The organism is Microbacterium sp. NPDC057659, assembly GCF_042799915.1.
Classification (GTDB): domain Bacteria; phylum Actinomycetota; class Actinomycetes; order Actinomycetales; family Microbacteriaceae; genus Microbacterium.
On record NZ_JBHVHU010000002.1, the window covers coordinates 184,407 to 206,266 of the forward strand.

The 21,860-nt window shown below is 69.7% G+C and carries 21 protein-coding genes and 1 pseudogene; 17 read left to right on the plus strand and 5 right to left on the minus strand.

Annotated elements, in window-relative coordinates:
- The first annotated feature begins 11 nt into the window (after positions 1 to 11).
- From ACFVAE_RS09530 to ACFVAE_RS09540, 3 genes are all read left to right on the plus strand, one after another.
- Positions 12 to 2,141 carry a hypothetical protein gene (locus tag ACFVAE_RS09530; protein ID WP_378891009.1) on the plus strand — a complete coding sequence of 710 codons (2,130 nt, stop codon included), beginning with the start codon at positions 12 to 14 and terminating at the stop codon, positions 2,139 to 2,141.
- Positions 2,142 to 2,244: 103 nt separating this feature from the next.
- Positions 2,245 to 3,402: a DUF4185 domain-containing protein gene (locus tag ACFVAE_RS09535; protein ID WP_378891011.1), complete on the plus strand. Its 1,158-nt coding sequence runs from the start codon at positions 2,245 to 2,247 to the stop codon at positions 3,400 to 3,402.
- Positions 3,403 to 3,413: 11 nt separating this feature from the next.
- Entirely contained in the window at positions 3,414 to 4,142 is a 729-nt protein-coding gene (locus ACFVAE_RS09540) for an SGNH/GDSL hydrolase family protein (RefSeq protein WP_378891013.1), read from the plus strand.
- Positions 4,143 to 4,228: 86 nt separating this feature from the next.
- Here the strand turns inward: ACFVAE_RS09540 and ACFVAE_RS09545 are convergent, their stop codons facing one another.
- Positions 4,229 to 4,681, minus strand: coding sequence for a VOC family protein (locus ACFVAE_RS09545; protein WP_378891015.1), 453 nt, complete (start codon positions 4,679 to 4,681; stop codon positions 4,229 to 4,231).
- 101 nt (positions 4,682 to 4,782) lie between these two features.
- Here ACFVAE_RS09545 and ACFVAE_RS09550 point away from each other — a divergent pair, with 101 nt between their 5' ends.
- The 4 genes from ACFVAE_RS09550 (at position 4,783) to ACFVAE_RS09565 (ending at position 10,621) form a co-directional block, all read left to right on the plus strand.
- Entirely contained in the window at positions 4,783 to 5,757 is a 975-nt protein-coding gene (locus ACFVAE_RS09550; RefSeq protein WP_378891018.1) for a helix-turn-helix transcriptional regulator, read from the plus strand.
- Positions 5,758 to 5,819: 62 nt separating this feature from the next.
- The gene (gene purL, locus ACFVAE_RS09555; protein ID WP_378891020.1) at positions 5,820 to 8,129 is read left to right on the plus strand and encodes a phosphoribosylformylglycinamidine synthase subunit PurL; all 2,310 of its coding nucleotides are present in this window, start codon (positions 5,820 to 5,822) and stop codon (positions 8,127 to 8,129) included.
- A gap of 7 nt (positions 8,130 to 8,136) precedes the next feature.
- On the plus strand, positions 8,137 to 8,280 hold the full coding sequence (locus ACFVAE_RS09560; RefSeq protein WP_378891023.1) for a hypothetical protein: 144 nt from the start codon (positions 8,137 to 8,139) through the stop codon (positions 8,278 to 8,280).
- Positions 8,281 to 8,389: 109 nt separating this feature from the next.
- Positions 8,390 to 10,621 (plus strand): esterase-like activity of phytase family protein, encoded by a 2,232-nt coding sequence (locus ACFVAE_RS09565; protein WP_378891025.1) that lies wholly within the window; start codon positions 8,390 to 8,392, stop codon positions 10,619 to 10,621.
- Positions 10,622 to 10,668: 47 nt separating this feature from the next.
- Here the strand turns inward: ACFVAE_RS09565 and ACFVAE_RS09570 are convergent, their stop codons facing one another.
- Positions 10,669 to 11,595 (minus strand): helix-turn-helix domain-containing protein, encoded by a 927-nt coding sequence (locus ACFVAE_RS09570; RefSeq protein ID WP_378891028.1) that lies wholly within the window; start codon positions 11,593 to 11,595, stop codon positions 10,669 to 10,671.
- A gap of 51 nt (positions 11,596 to 11,646) precedes the next feature.
- Positions 11,647 to 12,762, minus strand: a complete 1,116-nt coding sequence (locus tag ACFVAE_RS09575; RefSeq protein ID WP_378891030.1) for an alpha/beta hydrolase — start codon at positions 12,760 to 12,762, stop codon at positions 11,647 to 11,649.
- Between the two features lie 151 nt (positions 12,763 to 12,913).
- Between ACFVAE_RS09575 and ACFVAE_RS09580 the strand changes: the two genes are divergently transcribed.
- Genes ACFVAE_RS09580 through ACFVAE_RS09590 form a run of 3 tightly spaced genes read left to right on the plus strand, consistent with a single transcriptional unit; the run spans position 12,914 to position 14,438 of the window.
- Complete coding sequence (locus ACFVAE_RS09580; protein WP_378891032.1) at positions 12,914 to 13,234, plus strand: cupin domain-containing protein; 321 nt, start codon at positions 12,914 to 12,916, stop codon at positions 13,232 to 13,234.
- 35 nt (positions 13,235 to 13,269) lie between these two features.
- On the plus strand, positions 13,270 to 13,614 hold the full coding sequence (locus ACFVAE_RS09585) for a TraR/DksA family transcriptional regulator (protein ID WP_378891034.1): 345 nt from the start codon (positions 13,270 to 13,272) through the stop codon (positions 13,612 to 13,614).
- Positions 13,615 to 13,643: 29 nt separating this feature from the next.
- A complete protein-coding gene (locus tag ACFVAE_RS09590) occupies positions 13,644 to 14,438 on the plus strand; it encodes a hypothetical protein (RefSeq protein WP_378891036.1) in 795 nt (264 codons plus the stop codon).
- A gap of 53 nt (positions 14,439 to 14,491) precedes the next feature.
- On the opposite strand, the gene ACFVAE_RS09595 is transcribed toward ACFVAE_RS09590, so the two are convergent.
- A complete protein-coding gene (locus tag ACFVAE_RS09595; RefSeq protein ID WP_378891038.1) occupies positions 14,492 to 15,043 on the minus strand; it encodes a hypothetical protein in 552 nt (183 codons plus the stop codon).
- An 82-nt stretch (positions 15,044 to 15,125) separates the two neighbouring features.
- Here ACFVAE_RS09595 and ACFVAE_RS09600 point away from each other — a divergent pair, with 82 nt between their 5' ends.
- Complete coding sequence (locus ACFVAE_RS09600; RefSeq protein ID WP_378891041.1) at positions 15,126 to 16,298, plus strand: winged helix DNA-binding domain-containing protein; 1,173 nt, start codon at positions 15,126 to 15,128, stop codon at positions 16,296 to 16,298.
- A 51-nt stretch (positions 16,299 to 16,349) separates the two neighbouring features.
- A pseudogene (locus ACFVAE_RS09605) lies at positions 16,350 to 16,511 on the plus strand (response regulator transcription factor); the annotation flags it as partial.
- Between the two features lie 90 nt (positions 16,512 to 16,601).
- Here ACFVAE_RS09605 and ACFVAE_RS09610 read toward each other — a convergent pair.
- Positions 16,602 to 16,955, minus strand: coding sequence for an ArsR/SmtB family transcription factor (locus tag ACFVAE_RS09610; RefSeq protein ID WP_378891044.1), 354 nt, complete (start codon positions 16,953 to 16,955; stop codon positions 16,602 to 16,604).
- A gap of 83 nt (positions 16,956 to 17,038) precedes the next feature.
- Between ACFVAE_RS09610 and ACFVAE_RS09615 the strand changes: the two genes are divergently transcribed.
- The 5 genes from ACFVAE_RS09615 to ACFVAE_RS09635 all read left to right on the plus strand — a co-directional run bounded on the left by ACFVAE_RS09615 (position 17,039) and on the right by ACFVAE_RS09635 (position 21,843).
- Positions 17,039 to 18,340 (plus strand): NAD(P)-binding domain-containing protein, encoded by a 1,302-nt coding sequence (locus tag ACFVAE_RS09615; RefSeq protein ID WP_378891047.1) that lies wholly within the window; start codon positions 17,039 to 17,041, stop codon positions 18,338 to 18,340.
- Between the two features lie 125 nt (positions 18,341 to 18,465).
- Positions 18,466 to 19,443 (plus strand): thioredoxin-disulfide reductase, encoded by a 978-nt coding sequence (trxB, locus tag ACFVAE_RS09620; protein WP_378891049.1) that lies wholly within the window; start codon positions 18,466 to 18,468, stop codon positions 19,441 to 19,443.
- Complete coding sequence (trxA, locus tag ACFVAE_RS09625) at positions 19,440 to 19,766, plus strand: thioredoxin (RefSeq protein WP_378891052.1); 327 nt, start codon at positions 19,440 to 19,442, stop codon at positions 19,764 to 19,766. Before trxB ends, trxA begins: the two co-directional genes overlap by 4 nt.
- Entirely contained in the window at positions 19,763 to 20,857 is a 1,095-nt protein-coding gene (arsB, locus tag ACFVAE_RS09630; protein ID WP_378891055.1) for an ACR3 family arsenite efflux transporter, read from the plus strand. The genes trxA and arsB overlap by 4 nt, the downstream gene beginning before the upstream one ends.
- Positions 20,854 to 21,843 (plus strand): metalloregulator ArsR/SmtB family transcription factor, encoded by a 990-nt coding sequence (locus tag ACFVAE_RS09635; RefSeq protein ID WP_378891058.1) that lies wholly within the window; start codon positions 20,854 to 20,856, stop codon positions 21,841 to 21,843. Before arsB ends, ACFVAE_RS09635 begins: the two co-directional genes overlap by 4 nt.
- Positions 21,844 to 21,860 lie beyond the last annotated feature (17 nt).

The window sequence follows — 21,860 nt, forward strand, 5'->3', positions numbered from 1 at the left end:
CGAAAGGCATCATGCATCCGCTCATCCCCACCGTCGAGGATCTCGCCGCCGATGCGGTCACGCACCACTACGACGACATGATCGCGCCCTCAGGGCTCACGAACATGCTCGGCACCGTGCGGGTCGACCACGACCTCACCGCGATCAGCGCGGTGCAGTTCCCGCCGGTGTCGCAGGCGCTCACGCAGACCGCGGCCCTGTTCGTGGACGGACGGCTGTTCGCCTCGTACGGCGTGCCGGTCACGCACGAGTGGCGGCCCGACCGCGTCGTGCGCCGGGCCGTGCTGCCCGGCCTCGAGATCGAGACGACGACCGTCTGCGTGCCGGGGAAGACGGCGGCGGCGATCGACATCGCCGTGCGCAACACCGGTTCCGCGGACCGCGACGTGCGACTCGGCCTGTCGGCCGCCGCGCGGGTCACGCGCTCGGCGGACGCCTGGCTCGACGCCGAGTCGCCCTCCGAGCGGGATTCCGCTGCCGTGGACGGCGAGCGTCTGCTCTTCTCGTCGGCGGATGCCGCGGCGTGGAGCGTGCAGGGGCTGACCGGCGGCACCGCCGCGCTGAGCGGCGTCGCGGAGCTGCCCGACCAGTTCGACACCGGCATCGGCGGCAACGGCCGCGGCGGCGAGCTGACCGTCGTGCTGGCCGTGCCGGCCGGCGGCGTCGCGCGCACCGGCTATGTGCACGCGATCGGCCTGTCGGAGCAGGATGCCGCGGACGCCTACGCCGCCGTCGCCTCCGATGTGTCCGGCGCCGTGGCATCCGCCGAGCAGTTCTGGAACCGTCAGCTGACCGCGGCGTTCACGCCCGGCGATGCCGAGTTCTCCGGCGCGCTGCCCGTGCTCGACACGTCGTCGACGCCGCTGCGCCGACTGTACTGGTGGGCGGCGCTCGGGCTGATCTGGTTCCGCCGCGACTTCGCCGGGAACGTGCTCGGCCGCTCCTACGACACCCTCATGCCCAACTACTGGGGCACGACGACGTTCATCTGGGACTACAGCCTCAGTTCGGTCAGCCACGCGCTGCTCGACCCGGCCGAGATGCGCAACCAGGTGCGGCACTGGATCTCGCTCGACATCCACTCCCACTTCGGCACGTCCTCCCTCACCGGCGGGCCCGTCGGCCGCTGGTACTCCGTGAACGACTACGCGATGACCCGGCTGGTGCACGACTACGTGCGCTTCACCGGTGACACGGGGTTCCTCGACGAGGTGGTCGGCGACGTCACCGTCGCCGAGTCCGTGCGGCAGTGGGCCACCGCCTGGAAGGCGCTGCGGCGCGACACGGCGCTGGCCGACTACGGCGAGATCGACAACCTGCTGGAGTGCGTCAGTTCCTACACGCACGAGGTCGCCGGGCTGAACGCCGCGAACGTGTGGAGCATGCGCGCCGCCGCCGACCTCGCCGAGCTGCGAGGCGATGCGGCGAGCGCGGAGGGGCTGCGGGCCGAGGCATCCGCGCTGCTGCCTTCGGTGATCGACCGCTACCTGCCCGGCACCGGCATCTTCGCCGCAGGGCAGCCCGACGGCACCCGGCTGCCGGTGCGGCACTGCTACGACTTCAGCGTGGTCGGCACGACGATCGCCGACGACCTCGCTCCCGAGGTGCGTGCCGAGATGGTCGCCTTCTTCGAGCGCGAGCTGCAGACGGAGAACTGGATGCGAGCGCTCTCGCCGTGGGATCCGGATGCCAGCTACAGCCCGCGTCCGGACCACCAGTGGAACGGCGCGTACCCGGCCTGGCCGGCGGATGCCGGACGCGCGCTCGCCGCCCTCGGGGCGCCCGACGTGCTCACCGGCTGGATCGAGGGGCTCTCGCGCTCCGCGAACCAGGGGCCGATGGGACAGGCGCACTTCGTCGAGGAGGCCGTGCCCGGCATCAGCGGCGGAGCGCGCAAGGCGCCGCCGCAGTTGCCGTACATCATCGACTGGTCCTGCTCGTCGTCCGGCGCCTGGATCGAGCTGGTCATCGAGGCGCTGTTCGGCGTGACCGTCGCCGCCGACGGCGCGGTGTCGGCCGACGGCTGCGTCGCCGCGCTCGACCCGGATGCCGCGCTGCGCGGACTGCGGGTCGGAGACCGGATGTACGACATCGACGCGCGAGGGCGCGTGACCCCCAGCGTCTCATCTCTCGGCTCCTGAGCGCCCTTCGTCTCGCTTCGCTCGCTCAGGAACCGCGGGGTGGGACAAAGGAAGCAGTACCCGGAACCAAGAACACGAACAAGAACACGAAGGAGTGATCGAGATGGACAGAAAGACCCTCGTCGCCACCGGCCTGGCCGCCGTGACCCTGTGCGCCGGCGTACTCGTCGCCGCACCCGCGGACGCCGCGGCCCCGGCACAGAAGCACACCGGACAGTGCTCCCTGGTCGACAAGACTCTCACCGCCACGGCATCCGTCGACCAGCCGCTGACCGACACCTTCCGCAGCTACGCCGAGACCGGCGGAGGATGGACCGGCGCCGACAGCACGTACTCGCTGCCACTGCGCGGCGGCCGCACCGGCTGGTTCTTCTCGGACACGTTCCTCGGCACCGTGAACCCCGACGGCTCGCGCCCGAAGGACTCCCCGTTCGTGAACAACTCCATCGTCGTGCAGAGCGCGAAGGAGATGTCCACCGTCACAGGAGGAACGGCGAACGCACCGGAGGCGATCGTGCCACCGGAGACCGACGGCCGCTGGTACTGGATCGGCGACCCCGCATCCGGCGCGAAGGGCACCGTTCAGGTTCCACTGCTGCAGTTCACGAAGTTCGGCACCGGTCAGTGGGACTGGGGCTGGAGCGCGAACCGCCTGGCCACGCTCGACGGCGACACCCTGACGCTGCAGTCCGTCTCCGACCTGCCCTCCGCCACCGGCATCAACTGGGGATCATGGACACTGCAGGACGGCCGCACCACGTACATCTACGGCATCAAGGACATCGACGGCGTCCGCTCGGCGCACGTCGCGCGCACGACCGACGGCAAGGGCCTCGCGGGCGCCTGGACGTACTGGGACGGGGAGGGATGGTCGGACGCCGAGGCCGACGCGGTCGCCGTCGCACCGTACGTGTCGAACGAGTTCAGCGTCGCCCGGTACAAGGACGGCTACCTGATGATCACGCAGGACACATCGGAGCTCTTCAGCACCCGCATCGTCGCGCGCACCTCGTGCTCGCCGATCGGTCCGTTCGGCGACGAGGTCGAGTTGTACCGCACGCCCGAGACCGGCATCTTCGGCAGCTACGGCGACGCCGACGTCTTCACCTACAACGCGCACGAGCATCCCGAGATGAGGAAGGGCGACCGACTCCTGGTCACCTATAACGTGAACACCTTCGACAACGTCGGCGACGTCTACGACGACGCATCCATCTACCGGCCGCGCTTCGTCGACGTGCAGCTGTCCGCCACCGAATGAACGGAGACCGCATGACCGCCGACCGCACGCGTCTGCGCGACTCCCTGGCCTCCGGCCGTCCGCTCACCTGGGTGCTCACCGGCGACTCGATCACCCACGGACTCATCCACACCCGTGGTGCCCGCAATTACGTCGATCACCTGCACGAGCTGATTCGCGGCGATCTCGGCAGGGTGCAGGACGTCGTGATCAACACCGCGATCACCGGGTGGCGGGCCGACCTCATCCTGGACGACTTCACCCGCCGGGTCTCCTCGTGGAGCCCCGACGTGGTGACGCTGATGATCGGCACGAACGACTGCACCACGGTGTGGCTGGATCCGCCGATCGACGCGGACGTGTTCCGCGACTCTGTGGCGGAGTTCGTGCGGCGGGTGCGGGCGGCCGGAGCGATCCCCGTGCTGCAGACACCGCCGGCCATCGACCTGCTGCACGCCCCCGACCGGGAGCGGATCGGCGACTTCGCGCAGCGGATCCGCGACGTGGCGGCCGAGCACGACGTGATCCTCGTCGACCAGCACGTCGCGTTCACGGAGTTCTCCGAGGGCACCGGGCCGGGCAACGAGGGCATGCCGTGGGGCCTGCTCGACGACGCGTTCCATCCGAACGCCGCCGGGCACGCCCTGCTCGCGCTCGGGCTGGCGCGGGAGCTGGGCCTCGATGAGGACCCCTCCGCGGTGCTCACCGATCTCGCCGCCCGGGTGGCTGTGGCCCGGCATCCGCAGTGGCCGCCGGCATGACCGTCGGATCTCACGCGCTCCGTCCCTGACGCGCTCTGCGCGTCGGCGCCCCTCCGGAACCACGTCCGCCGGAGGGGCGCCGGCGTTCAGGCGCCCAATCGCACGTCCACCACCCAGGTCACCCCGAAACGGTCGGTGAGCATGCCGAATCCCGGAGACCAGGCGGATGCCGCGAGCGGCTCGACGACGACGGCCCCGTCCGCGAGCCGCTCCCAGTACGTGGTCAGCTCATCGAGCGAGTCGGCCTGCAGCGACTGGAAGAAGGTGCGGTCGGTGATCGTCACGCCGTTCTCGCGCCTGGTGGAGCCGGCAATCCCCTCGGCATCGTCCGCGCCGGGGATGTCGTACGCCATGAGCCGGATGCCGCCCGGCGCCTGCAGCTGCCCGAACACGATCCTGTCGAACCCGGGCACGCCCTCCGGCATGCCGAACTGCCCGTACGTCGCGGCCGTGACCTCGCCGCCGAAGACCCCGCGATAGAACTCGAGTGCCTGCCGTGCAGTGCCGCGGAAGTTGAGGTGCGTGGTGGTGGTGATCATGTCGTTCTCCCTGTCCGCGTCCTGTCCTTCAGAACGCTGTGGAACCACAGTCACAGGAGTAGAGGTCTGTTCTTGTCCTCTACTCAACGCACAATGGAGGCATGACCGCTCCGACCGCACGCCTGCTCACTCTGCTGTCGCTGCTGCAGACCCCGCGCGACTGGCCGGGGAAGGAGCTCGCCGATCGGCTCGGCATCGCCCCGCGTACGGTCCGCCGCGACGTCGACCGCCTGCGCGAGCTGGGCTACCGCATCGCCACGGCAAAGGGCCCCTACGGCGGCTATCGGCTCGAGGCCGGATCGGAGCTGCCGCCGCTGCTGTTCGACGAGGAGCAGGCCGTGGCGATCGCGGTGGCGCTGCAGGGCGTCCGGGCGAGCGGTGTCGACGTCGGAGAGGCCGCCGATCGGGCACTCGCGACCGTGCGCCAGGTGATGCCCTCCCGGCTGCGGCACCGCGTCGACGGCATCCGCTTCACCGGCGCCGGCAATGACACCACGGTCGACCCGGCCGTGCTCGAGGCCGTCAGCGCCGCCATCCGCGACCGGCGCGTGCTGCGCTTCGGCTACGGGAATGAGGAGGACAGCCCACCCCGTCGCACCGAGCCGCACGCGGTGGTGCTGCGGGACGGTCGCTGGTACCTGTTGGCCTGGGATCTGGATGCCGGCGACTGGCGCACCTTCCGGCTCGACCGTATGTCTCCGCGCGTCCCGACCGGGCCGTCATTCATCCCGCGCGCGCTTCCCGCCGCAGAGGCCAAGTCCTATCTGGCGGCAAGGGCCAAGGGATCCGACACCGAGGATCGCTGGCCCTGCATCGGCGAGGTCGAGCTCGATCTGCCCGCCGCCGAGGTGGCTCCGTGGGTCGGCGACGGAGAGCTGGAGCCGCTGACCGCGGACAGCTGTCGCCTCACGGTCGGCTCCTGGTCGTGGACCGGAGTTCTGGCCGCCGTCGCCCGCTTCGACGCGCCGTTCACCGTGGTCGGTCCCGCCCAGCTCCGCGAAGCGGCATCGACGCTCGCAGCACGCTTCGCCGCGGCATCCGCCTCCCGCTCCGAGGGCCGAGTCGCCCAGGGCTGAGGGCGCCGGAAGCGCCGGTAGACTGGAGCCGCCCCGCTTCTCCCTTCTCTTCAGGAGCCCGCGTGACCACCACACACATCCCCGACTCCGTCGAGAACGCCCTCGCGACCCCTGAGAAGGAGCAGCCCTACGCGGCGCTCGGCCTCAAGGACGACGAGTACGCCCGCATCCGCGAGATCCTGGGCCGCCGCCCCACCTCGGGCGAACTGGCCATGTACTCGGTGATGTGGTCGGAGCACTGCTCGTACAAGTCGTCGAAGAACTACCTGCGCCGCTTCGGCCAGAAGGTCTCCGACGAGATGAAGCAGCGCCTCATGGTCGGCATGGGCCAGAACGCCGGCGTCGTCGACGTGGGCGAGGGCTGGGCCGTCACCTTCAAGGCAGAGTCGCACAACCACCCCAGCTACATCGAGCCGTTCCAGGGCGCCGCGACCGGCGTCGGCGGCATCGTGCGCGACATCATCTCGATGGGCGCCCGCCCCGTGGCCGTCATGGACGCGCTGCGCTTCGGCGCCATCGACCACCCCGACACCGCCCGGGTGGTGCACGGCGTCACCGCCGGCATCAGCTTCTACGGCAACTGCCTCGGCCTGCCCAACATCGGCGGCGAGACCGTGTTCGACTCGGTCTACCAGGCCAACCCGCTGGTCAACGCCCTCGCGGTCGGCGTCCTGCGCCACGAGGACCTGAAGCTGGCCAACGCCACCGGCACGGGCAACAAGGTCGTCCTGTTCGGCGCCCGAACGGGCGGCGACGGCATCGGCGGCGCCAGCATCCTGGCATCCGACTCCTTCGACGACGGCGGCCCCACCAAGCGCCCCGCCGTGCAGGTCGGCGACCCGTTCGCCGAGAAGGTGCTCATCGAGTGCTGCCTCGAGCTGTACCGCGACGAGCTCGTCGAGGCGATCCAGGACCTCGGTGCCGCGGGCATCTCCTGCGCGACCAGCGAGCTGGCCGCCAACGGCAACTCCGGCATGCACGTCTCGCTCGACAACGTGCTGCTGCGCGACCCCACCCTGACCGCTGAGGAGATCCTCATGTCGGAGTCGCAGGAGCGCATGATGGCGATCGTCGCCCCCGAGAAGCTCGATGCCTTCATGGCCGTCGTGAACAAGTGGGAGGTCGAGACCAGCGTGCTCGGCGAGGTCACCGGAGACGGCCGCCTCATCATCGACTGGCAGGGCGAGCGCATCGTCGACGTCGACCCGTCGACCGTCGCCGTCGACGGCCCGGTCTACGACCGCCCGGTCGCCTACCCGACGTGGATCGACGCGCTGCAGGCGGATGCCGCGGAGGAGCTGCCCCGCTCGTCCGACCCGGCCGTGCTGCGCGAGCAGTTCCTGAAGCTGATCGCGAGCCCGAACCTGGCCGACGTCAGCTGGATCACCAACCAGTACGACTACTACGTCGGCGGCAACACCGCCCTGGCCTTCCCCGACAACGCGGGCATGATCCGCGTCGACGAGGAGTCCGGCCTCGGCTTCGCGATCTCCACCGACGCGAACGGCCGCTACAGCCAGCTCGACCCGTACCGCGGTGCGCAGATCGCACTGGCCGAGGCGTACCGCAACGTCGCCGTCACCGGCGCGACGCCCACCGCCATCACCGACTGCCTGAACTTCGGCTCCCCGGAGAACCCCGAGGTCATGTGGCAGTTCGGTCAGACCGTCGACGGCCTCGCCGACGGATGCTACGCGCTGGGCACCCCGGTCACCGGCGGCAACGTCTCGTTCTACAACCAGACCGGCGACGTGCCGATCCACCCCACCCCGCTGGTGGGCGTGATGGGCATCATCGAGGACGTCTCGCGCCGCATCCCGTCGGGCTGGCAGGACGAGGGCCAGAACATCTACCTGCTCGGCGTCACCTCCACCGAGCTGTCCGGGTCGGCCTGGGCCGACGTCGTGCACGACCACCTCGGCGGCCTGCCGCCGCAGGTCGACCTCGAGGCCGAGCGCCGGCTCGCCGGCCTGCTCGCTGCCGCACGCGACGAGTGGCTGATCTCGTCGGCGCACGACCTCTCCGAGGGCGGCCTGGCCGTCTCGCTCGCCGAGGCCGTCTCGCGCTTCGGCGTCGGCGCGCGCGTCTGGCTCACCGAGCTGATGGAGCGCGACGGTGTGGATGCCGCATCCGCCCTGTTCTCCGAGTCGACCGGACGCGTCATCGTGACCGTGCCCCGCGAGGACGACGTGAAGTTCCGCGGCCTGTGCGAGGGGCGCAACTACCCGGTGCTGCGCATCGGCGTCACCGACAGTGAGCCCGCCCTCGAGGTGCAGGACGTGTTCACCGCCACTGTCGCCGAGCTGCGGGAGACGTCGCGCGCGACGCTTCCGGCCGCCTTCGGCCCCACCGTCACCGAGCCCGTCGCCTGAGGACCTCATGAACAAGCACGATGAAGCCGAAGACCTCTCCATCTACAGCGAGCGTCGCCAGAAGCGCATCCGCGTCACCGCCTGGGTGACCATCGTCGCGCTCATCCTCGTCGGCGGCGGCGCCACGGTGATCGGCCTCATCCTCAACTGAGTCTCCGTGAACGGATGCCGGGATCATCCGGCATCCGTTCATGAACGCGTCATCGGCGGGTCATAGCGGCGTCACGGGCATTCCAACGTGCGCCGATTGACTCGCGGGCATGAGACGACTCCCCCGCGCGCTCGCCGCCGCCACCGCTGTGGCGGCCGCAGCGACTCTGCTCCTCGCCGCACCGGCGAACGCCGCCGGCAATCAGACCACCCCCGCCTCGCCGAACCACGCCTTCCAGCCGACACTCGTCGCCTGGGCGCAGCTGTCGGCCGACTTCCTGGCCGACGGACCTCCTTCCGGCGCGCAGGCGAGCGCGGGCAACGGACGCCAAGGCCCCTGGAACGGCCAGGTCATCCCCGGGTTCTCGGCCGTGATCGACAACGGCGACGGCACCTTCTGGGCGCAGCCCGACAACGGCTTCGGCGCCAAGGGCAACTCGGCCGACTTCCTGCTGCGCAGCTACCTGGTGCGCCCCGACTGGCAGACCGCCACGGGCGGCTCGGGCGAGATCAAGGTCGAGCGCTTCATCTCGTACAACGATCGCAACGGCCTGCTCGACTTCCCGATCGTGAACGACGGCACGAAAGACCGCCTGCTCACCGGCGCCGACTTCGACATCGAGTCGGTCGTGCGCGCCAAGGACGGCACATTCTGGGTCGGCGAGGAGTTCGGTCCGTTCCTGCTGCACTTCGACGCCAAGGGCACACTGCTGCAGAAGCCGTTCTCGCTGCAGGGCGCGAAGTCACCGCAGAACCCGTACCTGAAGGCCGGCGAGACCCCGCGCGTGAAGTTTAGCCGCGGCTTCGAGGCGATGGCCGCGTCGAAGAACGGCCGCTACCTCTACCCGATCCTCGAGGGCGCCTACGCCGACGACCCGGAGCAGCGCCGCCGCGAGATCCGTGAGTTCGACACGAGGAAGGGCGCGTACACCGACCGCACCTGGAGCTACCAGACAGACCAGGAGCCGAACGTCATCGGCGACGCGTTCACCGTGAAGAACGACGTGCTGCTCGTCGTCGAGCGCGACGACTTCGAGGGCGCGCAGTCGGTCACCAAGCGGGTCTACGAGATCGACCTGAAGCGGACCGACCGCGATGGCTACGTGCTGAAGAAGCCTGTGCTCGACGCCCTGCGCATCGCCAATCCCGACGGCCTGGCCGCGGGCGAGGGCTACGGCACCGGCGAGGTGTTCTCACTGCCCGTGCAGTCGTTCGAGACGATCGTGCAGCTGCGCAACGGCGACCTGCTGATCGCCAATGACAACAATTACCCCGGCAACGACGCCCGTGTGCCCGGCACTCCCGACGACACCGAGTTCGCCGTCATCTCGCTCGATCGCACCAAGGTCGAGAAGGAGCAGGTGACGGTGGTCGGCCACCGCGGCGCGAGCGGCTACCGCCCCGAGCACACCCTCGCCTCGTACGAGCAGGCGATCGTGCAGTGCGCCGACTACATCGAGCCCGACGTGGTCTCCACCAAGGACGGCGTGCTCGTCGCCCGCCACGAGAACGAGATCAGCGGCACCACCGACGTGGCGACGCACCCCGAGTTCGCCTCACGGAAGACGACGAAGACCATCGACGGTGCGAAGGTGACCGGCTGGTTCACCGAGGACTTCACGTTCGCCGAGCTGCGCACGCTGCGCGCGAAGGAGCGGATGCCGCAGACGCGACCCGCGAACACCGCCTTCGACGGCTTGTACGTGATCCCCACGCTGGACGAGGTCATCGACCTGGCCCGGCACTCGGTCAGCTGCGACGGCCGTCAGGTCGGCGTCTACCCCGAGACCAAGCACCCGACCTACTTCGACTCGATCGGGCTCTCGCTCGAGGAGCCGCTGGTCGCGCAGCTGAAGGCGAACGACGTCGACTCCGCCGACGCCCCGGTGATCGTGCAGAGCTTCGAGGTCGCGAACCTGAAGGAGCTGAACGGCCTCACGAACGTGAAACTCGCGCAGCTCATCAACTCGTCCGGCCGCCCGTACGACTTCACAGCAGCCGGTGACCCGCGGACCTACGCCGACCTGGTGAAGCCCGCCGGTCTCGCCGGCATCGCGAAGTACGCCGACGGCATCGGCGCCGAGAAGTCGGTGCTGATCCCGCGCACCGCCGACGGCCGTCTCGCTGCGCCCACGCCGGTGATCGCCGATGCTCACGCCGCGGGCCTCGACGTGCACGGCTGGACGTTCCGTCTGGAGAACCAGTATCTGCCGGTGGAGTTCCGCTCCTCGGCCGACCCGATCGCGCCCGGTGACCTCGCCGGAGAGATCACCGCCTATCTGAAGGCCGGCATGGACGGCATCTTCAGCGACCAGCCCGACATCGCCGCCACCGTCGGCTGATCCGGCACACGGAGTGCCCGCCGCCCTGATCGGGCGGCGGGCACCTCTCACTCTGCGGGCTGGTCCGCGACCCAGAACCGCGGGTCGCCCCAGCCCAGTTCGCCGTGCCCGGCATGGTTCAGCGCCAGCAGCACCAGCACACGGCGGTACGCCGCGAAGGTGAGGATGTGCGCGAGATTCCCGCCGTAGCTGATCACCTCGACCGGGTCGCCGGATGCGTCGACGAACGTCTCATCCAGACGTTCCCCGGCGGTCACCTCCCGGACATGCTCATGGAACGCAGGCCCCTCCACCGCGAGGATGTCACGCAGGTCGCCGAGCGACTGGTGATCCTCGACCTGAAGGTCGTACGGCCTGCCCGCCATGACGGCGTTCCACATCGCCAACTGTCCGACCATCCGCGCCAGGAGTGACCTGACGCTCTGCTCGTCGTCGTCGACGTCGATCTCGATGGGCCGGTTCAGTTCGTCGTCGCCGAGCTCGCCGGCCACGCGGATCATCTCCCCGGTCAGCCAGATGTGATGCGCTGTCATGCGCTCCAGAAGTTCCATCTCGCTCTCCCTGTCTCTCATGGGAAGCCGGATGCTCCCCGGTGGATGGAAATGCACTCCGTTGCCGGCCGGCAGTCGGAACGTCGCCGCGCTGTGCCGCCAGTGCGCCGGCGCGGCCCCGAACTCGCGCGTGAACGCGCGGGTGAAGGCCTCGTGCGACGAATAGCCCGCATCGACGGCGACGTCGAGCAGCGGCATCCGCGTCGTCAGCATCCGGAACGCGGCGCGCTCCAACAGGATGCGGCGACGGAACGCCCCAGGGTTCTCGCCCGCCACCGACCGGATGATCCGGTCGAGGTGGAACCTCGAGAATCCGACCCGTGCGGCCAGCTCGGCGCCGTCGATCGCACCGGCCTCGTCGTCGCGCAGGGCGTCGGCGAGCCGGTCGACGAAGGTCGCGAAGGTGTCCGCGGGGCTGCTCATGTCCCCATGGTGCTCCTCCGCGGCATCCGGCGCTTGATCGTTGTTGCGCAGTTACCGCGCCGTTTCCTTCCGCGCCGCGACCACCCGGGCGAGGAACGCCTCGACACCGTCGATCACCGCGGTGAACCGCCAGGACTGCATGGCGTCGAAGCCGTGCTGCCCGCCGGGCAGCTCGGCGTACCAGACCTCGTGCGGCGACCCTGCGTCGAGGTGATCGCGCAGGGCACGGGCCTCCTCGACCGGCACGAAGTCGTCGTGGTCGCCGTGGGCGAGGAAGAACGGCGGCGCCTGCGAGGCATCCAGCGCCATCGCCGTGGAAGCCTGTGCCTCATCCTCGCCTCGCCCGTAGTACCGGCCGTAGTAGGCGTACAGCGAGACGGCCGCGTCGACGCGCGGACGCTCGGGATCGCCGGCATCCTGGGTCAGCGCGCAGAGCGCGGTCAGGTGTCCGCCGGCCGAGCTGCCGGCCATGGCGACCATGTCGGTGTCGCCGCCGTGGACGTCGGCGCGGGCGTGCGCCCAGGCCAGCACCGCTCTGGCGTCGGCGAGATGCTCCTCGAAGCCGAACTCCGGTCGCATCCGGTAGGTCGCGCTGATGCACGTCCAGCCCTGCGCGGACAGCCGGTGCAGCAGGCTTCGCCCTTCCCTTCGGTTGCCGCCGCCGCCGTAGCCGCCACCGTGGAAGTACACCAGCACGGGCCCGGAGGCCTCGGGATCCCGCGGCCGATAGACGTCGAGGCGCTGCCGCGGATGGTCGCCGTAGAAGATCGGCCCCGTGCGGATGACCGAGCGCGGCCGCCAGGGCAGCGGGAAGATCATCGGCCGCAGCCACCAGAACCGACGCCGCTGCGGCGGCTGCGCGCCGTGCTCGCGCACCATCGCGTCGATCACCGGACGTGCGCGCAGGGCGCTGGCCAGGAGCACGAGGAGCGCCACTTCCGCGAGGACGGCGATGACGAGCAGCACCGTGCCCGGGCCGCCGCTGAGGTCGCCCTCGTCCCAGGCCAGCAGCGAGATCAGCAGCAGGTAGACGAAGAGGATGTGCGGGATCTCACTGGCCGGCAGTGCGACCGCGAACAGCACGTTCCCCCAGCGACGGATGCGGATCAGTGCCAGCACCGTGGTGATCACGATGAGGGCGAGCGGCAGAACGTATCCGAACGGCATGTCGATGCCCTCCTCAGCTGTGTACGGCGTTCACAGACAACCGACCCTACGGTGAACGTCATTCACGGTCAAGGGATGCGGATGCCGGTAGGTCTCGCGCCGGAGCGGATCGCGGCGTACCCTCGGCCGGAAGTGCACCGGGAGGCACAGCATGACGATCCAACCGATCGACGTCGCGCGCGACGCGAACATCGAGGGCCACCTCATCGGGTCGCCCGTCAGCATCATCCGCGAGTACGCCTCGCCGGGTGCCGGCCCGCGACTGCACCGGCATCCCTATGCGGAGACCTTCGTCATCCACGACGGCAGGGCCCTGTTCACCGTCGGCGACGAGCAGCTGGTAGGCGTCGGCGGTCAGGTGCTCGTGGTCCCCGCGCTGATCGCGCACCGCTTCGAGGTGCTCGACGGCGGCATCTACGAGGCGACCCATGTCCACGCCAACGACCGCTTCATCACCGAGTGGCTCGAGTAGGACCCGACGTCGGCACCCGGGGCTAGGCTGACGGGATGCCTGATCAGCGCGAGAATCTGCGGCGCCTGCGCGCCGAAGCGGCTACTCGCGCCGAATCCGCGGCATCCGCGCTTCAGGAGCTCGTGCACGACCGCGAGGGCTCGAACGACGACGACGAGCACGATCCCGAGGGCGTGACGCTGTCGTCGGAGTGGTCGCGGCTGTCGGCGCTCGCCGACGCCGCAGCCGACGAGCTGCGGCAGGTCGACGACGCACTGGCCCGAGTGGACGCCGGCACCTATGGCATCTGCGTCGGATGCGGGCAGCCGATCCCCGCGGCGCGACTTGAGGTGCGCCCGTTCGCCGACCGCTGCGTGACGTGTGCGGAAGCGGCGCGGTGACCCGGCGGCCGGATTAGGCTGAACGCATCATGGACGAGTTCTGGAAGTTCGTGGGCGGCTACTGGTGGCTCGTCTTCCCCATCATGGGGATGGCCGGCGGCATGGCGCGACGGTGGCAGGTCATGTCTCGACAGCGGCACGAGCAGCGCCTCGAGACGCTGCGCCTGAAGGGCGAGATCAAGGCCGCGCAGATCGCCGCGCGCGGCGGGCAGACCGCACCGGTGCCCACGAAGAGGCAGCGCGAGAAGCAGGAGGCCGCGGACCACGCGGAGCTGCTCACCCGGCTGTTCTCCGAGCACGATGAGATCACCGCGCGCTGGCTCGACTACGAGCTCGACGTCGCCAAGCTCATCGCCTTCCCCGCCATGAGTGACGGCCGACAGCCGCTGACGGCCGCGTTCCTGAGGGCCAAGAAGACGGCGGACGCCCTTCGTCCGGCATCCGCCGACGCGAAGGTGAGCGAGCAGCAGGTCACCGAGTACCTGGACGCGGTCGGCAACTACTCCGTCGCCTTCGAGATCGCCGAGAAGGAGGCGCGGCGCCTGCGCAACTCGACCTTCACCGAGGACGAGCGCAAGCGCCTCGACCGCGCGCAGCAGCTGCTGAAGGTCGCCATCGACGAGTCGGCCACCCAGGCGGAGCGCAACGTCGCCTACAAGCGCGTCCGCGAGGAGCTCGACGGTCTGATCGTGCTCTCGGAGCAGGCCGTGCAGGTGCTCGAGAAGCAGGTCGCGAAAGAGCTTCCCGCCCAGCCGGATCCCTCGCCAGCGGCGCCGCCCGCGCCGGAGCGGATGCCGCTGCGCAACCCGCTCCCCGGCGAGTAGCCCCGGGAAGCCCCCCGCCTCCTGAGCGAGCGAAGCGAGACGAAGGACGCCCGTCAGCCCAACGACGCCATGCCCACCGCGGCGCAGGTCGCGCCGGCGATCAGCAGGATCGGCCCTGCGAGGATGCCGCACCAGAAGCTGCGTGCGGCGATCTTCAGCGACGGCCGCGTGGCGAATGCGGCCACGATCGTGACCAGCACGCCGACGAGCGCGTACACCGGCTGCGCGAACACCCAGGCCAGCGGCACGAAGTGGATGCCGACCACGGCGAGGATCAGCGGGGCGATCAGGTCGGAGCGCTTGCGCCGCGTCGCGATGATCGACAGCACGATCATGATGATCACCTCTACCCAGAACACCACGACGTAGGCGATGAAGGCCGGCCCGCCGACCTCGATCGCGGTCGGGCCGCCCCAGTTGCGGATCGCGGCGGGCAGGCTCAGCCCCACGAGCGCGACGCCGCCGAGACCGATCACACCGAGCAGCACCCGCCAGATCACCTGCTTCGGCGGACGCTCCTGCGCCCAGCCCGACCAGATGAACGCCGCCATTCCGAAGATCACTCCGGTCATGAGCAGGTCGCGGGGGAACTCCGTCGCGATCATATAGACCTCCTGTCCCGGGACACCCTACGGGAGGGCGGGCAGCGCCGGGTCCACACGGGTGCTGGACGGTAGCGTGAGGCGCGTGAAAGCCGAACGGGATGAAATCGTCGCGTTCCGACTGAGTGCACACCACCTGACGGAACGGCTCGACGAGCACGGCCTGCTCGCAGCCGCCGCGTGCGGCGTGCAGAACAGCCCTCCCGGTTCGGCGCTGCTCGCCCTGAACGCCCGGGTGCGATCGGTCACGCCGCAGAGTCTGGATGCCGCGGTCGACGACCGCTCGATGCTGCAGACCTGGGCCATGCGCGGCGCACCGTTCTTCTTCCCCACCGTGGACGCCGCGATCTTCACCGCGGGTGTGCTCCCGATGACCGAGGCGGCGCTGCGCCGGTTCATCCTCGGGATCGGGCCCTCGGTCGACGATCTCGGGATCACCGTCACCGAGGCAGTCGACCTGGTCGGCGGCCACCTCGGCGAGGCCCTGACGGGACGGCGGCTCGCGGTCGACGACCTCGGCGCCGAACTCGCACGCTTGGTGGTGCCCGATCTGACGCCCGCGCAGCGAGAGGTGCGGATGCGCGAGGGACCACACGCCGACGGCCAGCCCGTCGGCGAAGCGGTCGCGCACTTCTGCCTGCGCGTCCTCATGCTGCGCGGGAGGGTCTGCTTCGCGCCGCGCGACGGCGATCGGGCACCGTTCGTGCTCGTCGAGGAATGGCTCGGGCATCCGCTTCCCGCTGCCGATCCGCAGCGGGTCCGGGGCGAGCTGCTGCGCCGCTACCTGCACTGCTACGGCCCGTCGACGCGTGCGGACTTCGCCGGCTGGATCGGCGTGCGCGCGGGTGATGTCGCACCATGGTGGGAGCTTCTCGAGGGGGAACTCGTCGAGGTGGACACCGGCCGGCGCGCGTGGATGCTGGCGACCGACGTCCACGCTCTGCGGACCGCGGCGCTGCCCGAGGGCGTGCGGCTGCTGCCGCCGCGCGATCCGTACACACAGGCCCGCGACCGCGGCATCCTGGTGGATCCTGCGCATCAGCGCGAGGTGTGGAAGACCGTGGGAGATCCCGGGGCGCTGCTGGTCGACGGTGAGATCGCGGGGGTGTGGCGGCCGCGCAAGAAGGGCCGGATGCTCACGATCACGGTCTCGCCGTTCGCGGCACTGACCGACCGGATGCAGCGCCTGCTGCAGGCCGAGGCGGAGCAGGTCGCCCTGCTCCGCGGCGCCGCGACGGTCGACGTCATCGTGGCGTGACCACGCCGGTCAATGGTGATCCATGCCCTTCATCTGCGGCATCCCCACCTCGCGGCCGAACTGTTCCTCAGCCCGGCGACGGCTCGCACCTACGCCAGCCGGCTGCTCGCACGCCTCGGCGCCCGCGACAGGGCAGCACTCGTCGTGCTCGCCTACGAGACCGGACTGGTGATGCCGGGGACCGCGGGCCCTTCCACTCCCGCCCCCCCCTGAGCGAGTAGCGCAGCGACGACCGCCGTGCTGAGCGAGCGAAGCGAGACGAAGTGACGAAGTGACGAAGTGACGAAGTGACGAAGGGCGGACTCAGCGGGCCAGGCTTGCCGGCCGCAGCGCATCTGCCGCGGCATCGAGCGCACCGTCGTTCAACGAGAAGTACGCCCACCGGCCGCGCTGTTCCCTGGTCACGAGCCCGGCCTCGGTGAGCTGCTTCATGTGATGCGAGACGGTCCCCTGCGACAGGCCGACTGGTTCGATGAGATCGCAGATGCAGGCCTCACCGCCCTCGGTGCCGGCGATGAGCGAGAGCAGCATGACACGGGTGGGGTCCCCGATGGCCTTGAACACACGAGCGGCGCGCTCCGCCTCTTCCGCAGTGATGGACGCGGTGATCCGAGGCACGCAGCACGCACTCTGGTCGATGGTCGCGGGAAGGCTCATACGGATATTCTGCCACGTATTGACAAACTTCGATAGATAGGCGAGCGTCTACGTATTGAAGTTCTTCGATCCAAGGAGATGTGATGTCCGAGCTTCCCGTCGTCATCATCGGAGCCGGCCCGCAGGGCCTGGCAGCCGCAGCCCATCTGACCGAGCGCGGCCTCGACGCGATCGTCGTGGAACGCGGCGCGGGCGCCGGCGCCGCCGTCTCGGAGTGGGGACATGTGCGACTGTTCTCCGCCTGGCCCGAGCTGACGGATGCCGCCGCACGGCGCCTGCTCGAGGCATCCGGCTGGACAGCGCCGTCAGGCGGATACCCGACCGGAGCCGAGTGGGTGGACGGCTATCTCACGCCCCTCGCGAAAGCACTCGGCGACCGGGTGCTGTACGGCACGACCGTGACCGGCGTCGCCCGTCAGGGGCGCGACAAGGTTGTCAACAGCGGCCGCAAGGCGCAGCCGTTCGTCGTGCACACGATCAACCAGGACGGCAGCGACGGGCGCATCCTCGCTCGCGCGGTGATCGACGCGAGCGGCACCTGGGCGCAGCCCAACCCGGCAGGGGCCGACGGGTACCCGGCTGTCGGCGAGACGGCCGCTTCGGAGCGCATCTCCTATCGCATCCCCGAGGACGTGTCCGAGTTCGCCGGCACACACATCGTCGTCGTCGGCGCCGGCCACTCGGCCACGCACGCCGTGCTGCGACTGAGCGAGCTGGCCCGCCGCGAGCCCGGCACCCGGGTGACCTGGCTGATGCGGCGCGGCAGCGCGACGAACGTGTTCGGCGGCGGAAGCGGCGACGAGCTTCCCGAGCGCGCCGCACTCGGGTCCCGCGCGCGCAAGGTGATCGACGCCGGCATCGTCGAGGTCGTCACCGGATTCCGCGTCGCGGAATTCGCGCAGGATTCCGGTCGACTGACGCTCACCGCCGAGAACGGCCACGAGGTCACCGATGTCACGCACGTGTTCGCCCTCACCGGATTCCGGCCCGACACCGGCATCCTCCGTGAGGTGCGCGTCGACCTGGACGGGTCGCTGGACGCGGTGGCCGGCATCGCATCGGAGATCGACCCGAACATCCACTCCTGCGGATCCGTCGGAGCGACAGGTGCTCGCCAGCTCACGCAGCCCGAGCAGAACCTGTTCATCGTCGGCGCGAAATCGTACGGCCGCGCGCCCACGTTCCTCGCCCTCACCGGATACGAGCAGGTGCGCAGCGTGGTCGCGCACCTCGCCGGTGATCATGAGGCGGCCGAGCGCAACGAGCTCGTCCTTCCCGACACCGGAGTGTGCGGCGGCGCCGGCGGCTTCGACGCCGAAGACGGCAGCTGCTGCGCCGCGCCGGCCGTGCTGCAGATCGGCGCGAGGCCAGTCACCGTCAGCTGAGCATCACGTCAAGAGGGCGATCTCCCACCGGGAGATCGCCCTCTTCGCGCACGCCGAAGGTGAAGTTCTGATGAACGCCCGCGCCACCGATTGCGGGTTGAATTGAAGAATGTCAATATAGATGCATGTCGAAGCAAGAGGTCGAGTTGGTCATCATCGGGTCCGGCCCCGCGGGTTTCACGGCTGCGATCTATGCCGCGCGTGCGAATCTGGCTCCCGTGGTGATCGCCGGATCGGTGACCACGGGCGGCGCGCTGATGACGACCACCGAGGTGGAGAACTTCCCCGGCTTCGTCGACCCGGTCAACGGTCCCGAGTTGATGGAGTCGATGCGCCAGCAGGCCGAGCGGTTCGGCGCTCGCATCCTCCTCGACGACGCGATCCGTGTCGACCTCGACAGCCCGGTCAAGACGATCGAGACCGGCAGCGGCGAGACCTTCCACGCCCGCGCGGTGATCCTCGCGATGGGCTCTGCCTACCGGAAGCTCGGCCTCCCGGACGAGGAGCGCCTGACCGGCCGCGGGGTGTCCTGGTGCGCCACCTGCGACGGCTTCTTCTTCCGTGAGCAGGAGATCGTCGTCGTCGGTGGAGGTGACTCCGCGATGGAGGAGGCTCTGTTCCTCACCCGCTTCGCGTCGAAGGTGACCGTCGTGCACCGCCGTGACGAGTTTCGGGCATCCCAGATCATGGCACAGCGCGTGCTGGACCATCCGAAGATCGAGGTCGCCTGGAGCAGCGAGGTCGTCCGCCTCAACGGGGCCGAGAGGCTGGAGTCCATGACTCTGCGCGACACCGTCACCGGCACCGAGCGCGACCTGTCGGCGACCGGGCTCTTCGTCGCCATCGGCCACGACCCGCGCTCCGAGCTCGTCACCGGCACGGTCGACACCGATGCCGCCGGCTTCGTGCTTGTCGATCACCCCTCGACTCGGACCAACCTGCCCGGAGTCTTCGCCGCCGGCGATCTCGTCGATCACACCTACCGGCAGGCGATCACCGCCGCCGGCACCGGATGCGCTGCAGCCCAGGACGCCCAGCACTTCCTCGCCGCGCTCGAGAACGAGACCGCCCCTCTGACCGAGACCGAGGAGGTCTTCGCGTGAGCACGCTCACCGCCGTCACCGACGCCACATTCCAGGACGAGGTCCTCGACTCCAGGATCCCCGTGGTTGTGGACATCTGGGCCACCTGGTGCGGCCCCTGCCGCCAGGTCGCTCCGCTGCTCGAGCAGCTCGCGGCCGAGTACGACGGCCGCGTGAAGATCGTGAAAGTCGACGCCGACCAGAACCCCGAAACCGTGATGGCTGCCGGCGTCACCTCGATCCCGACGCTCGGGTTCTACCGCGACGGCGCCCGCTCGGACATCCTCATCGGGGCGCACCCGAAGCCCGTCATCGCCGAGAAGATCGAAGGGCTGCTCGTATGACTGCCACGTCGACTCCCGCCCGCAGCGCAACGAAACGCCTCTCCACCCTGGACAGGTGGCTGCCGCTGTGGATCGGCCTCGCCATGGTCGCAGGGCTCCTCCTGGGCCGGCTCATCCCTGCGCTCTCAGGGTTGCTCGTGAAGCTCGAGGTCGGCGGCATCTCTGTCCCCATCGCGCTCGGGCTGCTCGTGATGATGTACCCGGTCCTCGCGAAGGTCCGCTACGACAGGGTCGCCGCTGTCACCGGCGACAAGAAGCTGCTGGTGTCGTCGCTGGTGCTGAACTGGCTGGTCGGTCCGGCGGTGATGTTCGCCCTCGCCTGGATCTTCCTTCCCGATCTGCCGGAGTACCGCACCGGCCTGATCATCGTGGGCCTGGCCCGCTGCATCGCGATGGTCGTGATCTGGAACGACCTCGCCTGCGGCGACCGCGAGGCGACCGCGGTGCTCGTCGCGATCAACTCGGTGTTCCAGGTCGTCGCGTTCTCGCTCCTGGGTTGGTTCTACCTGACCGTCCTGCCCAGCTGGCTCGGCCTGGACACCCAGGGCCTCGAGATCTCGGTCGGGCAGATCGCGCTCAACGTGCTGGTCTTCCTCGGCGTCCCGCTCGTCGCCGGCTTCGCCTCCCGCTGGATCGGCGAGAAGCGCCGCGGCCGCGCCTGGTATGAGGAGAAGTTCCTCCCCGCCGTCAGCCCCTGGGCGCTCTACGGGCTGCTGTTCACCATCGTGCTGCTGTTCGCGCTGCAAGGGGAGGCGATCACGCAGAACCCGCTCGACGTCGCACGAATCGCGTTACCGCTACTGGCCTACTTCGCGATCATGTGGTTCACCGGCATCCTGACCGGGAAGACGCTCGGGCTGAACTACGCCCGCTCCACAAGCCTGGCCTTCACCGCAGCGGGCAACAACTTCGAACTCGCGATCGCCGTCGCCATCGGCACCTTCGGCGCCACCTCCGGTCAGGCCCTCGCCGGCGTCGTCGGCCCGCTCATCGAAGTGCCTGTCCTGGTCGGGCTCGTCTACGTGTCGCTCTGGGCGGCCCGCGCCTGGTTCCACACCGATCCGTACACCGGCGAAAGGATCGCCTCATGAACCTCACCTTGACGGATGCGGGCGAGAACTGCAGCCCCGTCGCCACCCACGCCATCGGCCAGGAAGCGGCATCCAACGTCGCCGCGACCTTGAAGGCCCTCTCCGACCCACTGCGACTGCGCATGCTCTCCGCCATCGCCTCCGACCCTCGCGGCGAGTCGTGCGTCTGCGACCTCGCCGAGCTCGCCGACGTCTCACAGCCCACGGTCTCCCATCACCTCAAGGTGCTCAAGGATGTGGACGTCCTGACCTCCGAGCGACGCGGCACCTGGGTCTGGTACCGGATCACCCCCCGCCGTCGGAGCGCGGTCACCGCCCTGCTGGACTCCTTCGCACCGGCGACCATGACCGCATCCGATGTCGACGTCGCGCCGGCGGAGCGCCCCGACTTTGACATCCGAGTCACGCACCTGGCCGACGAGCTGGCCGCCGAGGTGCCCGAGCTCGCCCCGTCGACCGTGCTGAGCATCGTGCGCGAGTCATACACGGCCCTCGCCCGCACGGCGAAGGTCACCGGCGCGCTGGTTCCGCTCACCGAACGGTTCGCTCGCCAGCGCCTCGCTGACCTGACGCGTGACCGCGACGCATCCGTGCCGCAGGTGTTGTTCGTCTGCGTCGCGAACGCCGGGCGCTCCCAGCTGGCCGCCGCGCTGGTCAACCAGGTCTCCGGCGGCAAGGTCGTCGCCCGCTCCGCAGGATCCAGCCCCGCTGAGGTCATCCACCCGCACGTGCGATCCCTGCTCACAGAGATCGAGGGAGATCTCGCTGCAGAGCAGTTTCCGAAACCCCTCACCGACGATGCCGTCCGCGCCGCCGACGTCGTGATCACGATGGGCTGCGGCGACGTCTGCCCTATCATCCCCGGCATCCGCTACGACGACTGGGCCGTCGGCGACCCCGCTCTCGCCTCCCGCGAAGGCGTCGAAGCCATCCGCGACGACATCGCCGCGCGCGTCCGAGCACTCGTCGACGAACTCAGCCGCTGATCCCTATCGTCAAGGAG

Excerpts from the sequence above, each read along its gene's own strand:
- ACFVAE_RS09575 (WP_378891030.1), bottom strand. The coding sequence starts at position 12,762 with ATGCCGTTCGGATACGTTCTGCCGCTCGCCCTCATCGTGATCACCACG.
- ACFVAE_RS09570 (WP_378891028.1), bottom strand. The coding sequence starts at position 11,595 with ATGAGCAGCCCCGCGGACACCTTCGCGACCTTCGTCGACCGGCTCGCC.
- ACFVAE_RS09540 (WP_378891013.1), top strand. The coding sequence starts at position 3,414 with ATGACCGCCGACCGCACGCGTCTGCGCGACTCCCTGGCCTCCGGCCGT.
- ACFVAE_RS09585 (WP_378891034.1), top strand. The coding sequence starts at position 13,270 with ATGCCTGATCAGCGCGAGAATCTGCGGCGCCTGCGCGCCGAAGCGGCT.
- ACFVAE_RS09560 (WP_378891023.1), top strand. The coding sequence starts at position 8,137 with ATGAACAAGCACGATGAAGCCGAAGACCTCTCCATCTACAGCGAGCGT.
- ACFVAE_RS09550 (WP_378891018.1), top strand. The coding sequence starts at position 4,783 with ATGACCGCTCCGACCGCACGCCTGCTCACTCTGCTGTCGCTGCTGCAG.
- trxB (WP_378891049.1), top strand. The coding sequence starts at position 18,466 with ATGTCGAAGCAAGAGGTCGAGTTGGTCATCATCGGGTCCGGCCCCGCG.
- ACFVAE_RS09595 (WP_378891038.1), bottom strand. The coding sequence starts at position 15,043 with ATGATCGCGACGGAGTTCCCCCGCGACCTGCTCATGACCGGAGTGATC.
- ACFVAE_RS09535 (WP_378891011.1), top strand. The coding sequence starts at position 2,245 with ATGGACAGAAAGACCCTCGTCGCCACCGGCCTGGCCGCCGTGACCCTG.
- arsB (WP_378891055.1), top strand. The coding sequence starts at position 19,763 with ATGACTGCCACGTCGACTCCCGCCCGCAGCGCAACGAAACGCCTCTCC.
- ACFVAE_RS09580 (WP_378891032.1), top strand. The coding sequence starts at position 12,914 with ATGACGATCCAACCGATCGACGTCGCGCGCGACGCGAACATCGAGGGC.
- ACFVAE_RS09610 (WP_378891044.1), bottom strand. The coding sequence starts at position 16,955 with ATGAGCCTTCCCGCGACCATCGACCAGAGTGCGTGCTGCGTGCCTCGG.
- ACFVAE_RS09590 (WP_378891036.1), top strand. The coding sequence starts at position 13,644 with ATGGACGAGTTCTGGAAGTTCGTGGGCGGCTACTGGTGGCTCGTCTTC.
- ACFVAE_RS09615 (WP_378891047.1), top strand. The coding sequence starts at position 17,039 with ATGTCCGAGCTTCCCGTCGTCATCATCGGAGCCGGCCCGCAGGGCCTG.
- ACFVAE_RS09530 (WP_378891009.1), top strand. The coding sequence starts at position 12 with ATGCATCCGCTCATCCCCACCGTCGAGGATCTCGCCGCCGATGCGGTC.
- ACFVAE_RS09635 (WP_378891058.1), top strand. The coding sequence starts at position 20,854 with ATGAACCTCACCTTGACGGATGCGGGCGAGAACTGCAGCCCCGTCGCC.
- ACFVAE_RS09565 (WP_378891025.1), top strand. The coding sequence starts at position 8,390 with ATGAGACGACTCCCCCGCGCGCTCGCCGCCGCCACCGCTGTGGCGGCC.
- ACFVAE_RS09545 (WP_378891015.1), bottom strand. The coding sequence starts at position 4,681 with ATGATCACCACCACCACGCACCTCAACTTCCGCGGCACTGCACGGCAG.